The sequence below is a fragment of the Nocardia sp. NPDC055321 genome, from assembly GCF_053645575.1.
In genome coordinates this window covers 45563-49045 of the sequence record NZ_JBSHMS010000034.1, presented here as the reverse complement: position 1 = coordinate 49045, position 3483 = coordinate 45563, and the positions used below count along the sequence as shown (strand labels likewise).

The following is a 3483-nucleotide window of genomic DNA, read 5'->3' as shown; positions in this document are numbered from 1 at the left end:
TGCACAACCTCTTCGTTATCACCGGCCGTGCGACGCGAATAACCGCACCGGCCAACCTCATACGAAATTGAATGCATTCGGATGCCGGCCCGCCCCGGTACCGCTCTCGTGTAGCCCCGGATCAACCGGCGGGCCGCACCGAATCCGCTGGAACAGCGATCCGGCGCGCATCCGACTCAGTGGTCATAGTTCTGCCGGTCCGCCATTCGGCCCGGTGCAGGCCCATTCGGCCGGGTCCTGCGGCAAGGTAAAGGTATGCAACCCCTTCGATGACGAGTCCACACTCCCTTCGATCGCCCGGACAAGAGCGTCGACCTTGTTCGATAGCGCGCCGACACAGGCGCACCGAGAGAATGTGTGTAGAACAGACCGGTCCCTCCGAACCTCACCGCAGAGCGGTGTGTGGTCCATGGTTTCAGGTCGCTGACCCTGGAGATAAGAGCGTCGCGGCCGTCGTGAATAGGTCTCCACCACTAGCAATTTAGCAGCAATGCATCGTGGATATTGATGGTTGGGCAGGACGGGTTATCTAGTTGCGGGGGTGTCACAGTTGTGCATTAATCCTTGACAATCGCGACCGATGCGCGATGCCGACAATTTGGACGATTCGCGCATTATGTGTGAGTGGAATGTCGATACGTACTCGGCGGTGTGCAAGGGGGCTGCTGCACGGGGGACCGTCCAGTTCGGGATGGTGTCGATGGTGCGGCGGGAGTCCGGCGCTCGAGGTCGCCGCGGGCCGAGAGTCGAATGGCCCGCCGGCGCAGCGGGTCGCGTGAATGTCGGCCCGCGCGAACGACAATCGGCAAGCGGCGCGCCAAAAGCGTGCCGGTCCGCATAGACTGCGCCCGGTTGCTCCTGTGTTGAGAGGTTTGTGGTGCGTGTGCCTGCGGGTGATGCGGTGTCCGGTCGTGGTTTCGGACGTCGTGGGTTTCTGATCGGGGCCGGTGTGCTGGCCGGGCTGGGTGGGGCGGCGGCGTTCGGCGGGGCCGCGGTGCTCGGGGGCGGGCGGCGGTCGCGGGCGGCGTTGCCGATCGGGCGGCTGGAAGACGGTGCGGCAGTGCCGATCCTGGTGATCGGCGCCGGGTACGGGGGTGCGGTCGCGGCGTTGCGGCTCGCGCAGGCCGGGCACACCGTCACGATCGTCGAGCAGGGTATGGCCTGGGATACGCCCGGACCGGACGGCAAGGTCTTCTCCGGGACCGTGCCCGCCGACGGCCGGTCCTCCTGGTTGTCGACGATGACCGATCAGCCGACCGATCACCTGCTCGGGGTTCCGATCAACATGCCGATCGAGCGGTACACCGGCGTGCTCGCCGCCGAGCACTTCGGGGGTATCCGGGTGTATCAGGGCCGCGGGGTGGGCGGGGGATCGCTGGTCAACGGCGGAATGGCGGTGACGCCGCGACGCGAGTTCTTCCCCGACATCCTGCCCTCGGTCGACCCCGAGGAAATGTATGCCACCTACTATCCGCGCGCCAATGCCGCGTTGCGGGTGAACCACATCGACCCGGAATGGTTCGAGAGCGCGCAGTGCTACGAATACGCGCGGGTCGGTCGCGCATTGGCCGCGGGCGCGGGCTTTTCGACCACGTTCGTGCCCAACGTGTACGACTTCGAATACATGAAGCAGGAACAGGCCGGGACGGTACCGCTCTCGGCGCTGAACAAGGAATCGTTGTACGGCAACAATTTCGGAAAACAGGGTTTGGACAAAACCTATCTCGCCGAGGCCGCCGCGACGGGCCGGGTGACGGTCGTTCCCCTGCACACCGTCACCGGGGTGGCCCCGGCGCCCGGCGGCTATCAGGTGCGGATGGACGAGATCGGCACCGACGGTCACACGATCGCCGCGAAATCCGTTGTCGCGCAGCGTGTGTTTTTCGCCGCGGGCAGCGTGGGCACGAGCAAACTGCTGGTCGCGCAGAAGGCGACCGGGGCGTTGCCGGATCTCCCGGACTCGGTGGGGTCCGGGTGGGGCAACAACGGCAATGTGATGGCCGCCAGGCAGAATCGACTCGACGATCCGACCGGGATCAACCAGTCCACCATCACCGCCCTCGGCATCGACAACTGGAACGACCCCGCGGGACCGGCGTTCGCCGAAATCACCTCGTTCCCGATCGGCGTCGAAACCTTCGTCAATATGCACCTGGTCATCACCAAGAATCCGAATCGCGGCGCCTTCCGGTTCGACGCGGCCACCGGCCGGGTGGAATTGGATTGGCAGACCGCGTGGAACCAGCCGAGTATCGACGCGGCCGCGCGCATCCTCGATCCGATCAACGCCAGCGCCGGCACCACCTATCGCGACGATCTGTTCGGCGGCGGCAAGGTCTGGGGTGACGATTTCGCCTACCATCCGCTGGGCGGCTGCGTGCTGAACGAGTCGACCGACAACTACGGGCGTTTGACGTCGTATCCGGGCCTGTATGTCATCGACAGTTCGCTCATTCCCGGCTCGACCACGGTGAATCCCTTCGTGACGGTGACGGCGTTGGCCGAGCGCAATATCGACGCCATCATCGCCGGCGATGTGGGACGTCGCTGATCCGCTCGCTCTCCGGTATCGCTGGATAGTGTCGGGTGATTCGGCAAAGCTGCCGAGTCTCGTACGCACTACGCGGTAGCTTTGATCGCACGTGCTGATATCCGACATCGCGGTGGGACGGAAAGTTCGACATGATGCCGATAATCGTTGCGACCGTGCCGGGGCGATGAGCGATGTCGCCCGCCGCTCCGGTCGATGTGCTCGCGGCCGGGTGGTTCGATCGGATGATCGTGCTGCCCGGCAAGCTGCCGCTGGCGATCCTGCTGCTGGCCTTCGTGTGCACGTTCCTGTTCATCCGCTGCAGTGTGCGGATGATCCGGGCCGGGGTGTCCTGGTGGCCCGGCAACGTCACCCCCGGCGGCCTGCACATCCACCACATGGTGTTCGGCGTGATCTTCATGCTCGTCGCCGGGTTCGGCGTGTTCGGCCCCGCCGGTGACCGCTCGCCCTGGCTCGAACTCTGCGCGGCCCTGTTCGGGGTGGGCGCCGCCCTGGTCCTGGACGAGTTCGCCCTGATGCTGGATCTGCAGGACGTCTACTGGTCCCGGCAGGGCCGGATCTCGGTGGACGCGGTGGTGATCGCGACCGCGGTGATAGCCCTGATGCTGTTGGGCGCGACCCCCCTGGGTGTCACCGACTCGTTCCGAGGCTGGCAGTTCCTGACCCTCCTGGTCCTGTTCCACGGCGCGATGGCCCTGATAACCCTCGCCAAAGGCAAGATCTGGACAGGCATGCTGGCCCTGTTCATCCCCCTGGTAGGCGTGGTGGGCGCGCTCCGCCTGGCCCGCCCCCACTCACCCTGGGCGCGCTGGCGCTATCCCCCCGCCTCCTCGAAAGCCGAACGCGCCCAACGCCGCGAGACCGACGAACGCTGGATGAACACCCTGAAGGACACCCTCTACAACGTGTTCGCCGGCAGGCCGAGCAGCTGA

Annotated in this window: 2 protein-coding genes; both read left to right on the top strand. The window is 65.7% G+C overall.

The annotated features are described in order from the left end of the window. The first annotated feature begins 883 nt into the window (after window positions 1–883). Complete coding sequence (locus tag ACWIGI_RS36400; RefSeq protein WP_454208106.1) at window positions 884–2551, top strand: GMC oxidoreductase; 1668 nt, start codon at window positions 884–886, stop codon at window positions 2549–2551. 173 nt (window positions 2552–2724) lie between these two features. Further along, window positions 2725–3483: a hypothetical protein gene (locus ACWIGI_RS36395; RefSeq protein ID WP_454208104.1), complete on the top strand. Its 759-nt coding sequence runs from the start codon at window positions 2725–2727 to the stop codon at window positions 3481–3483.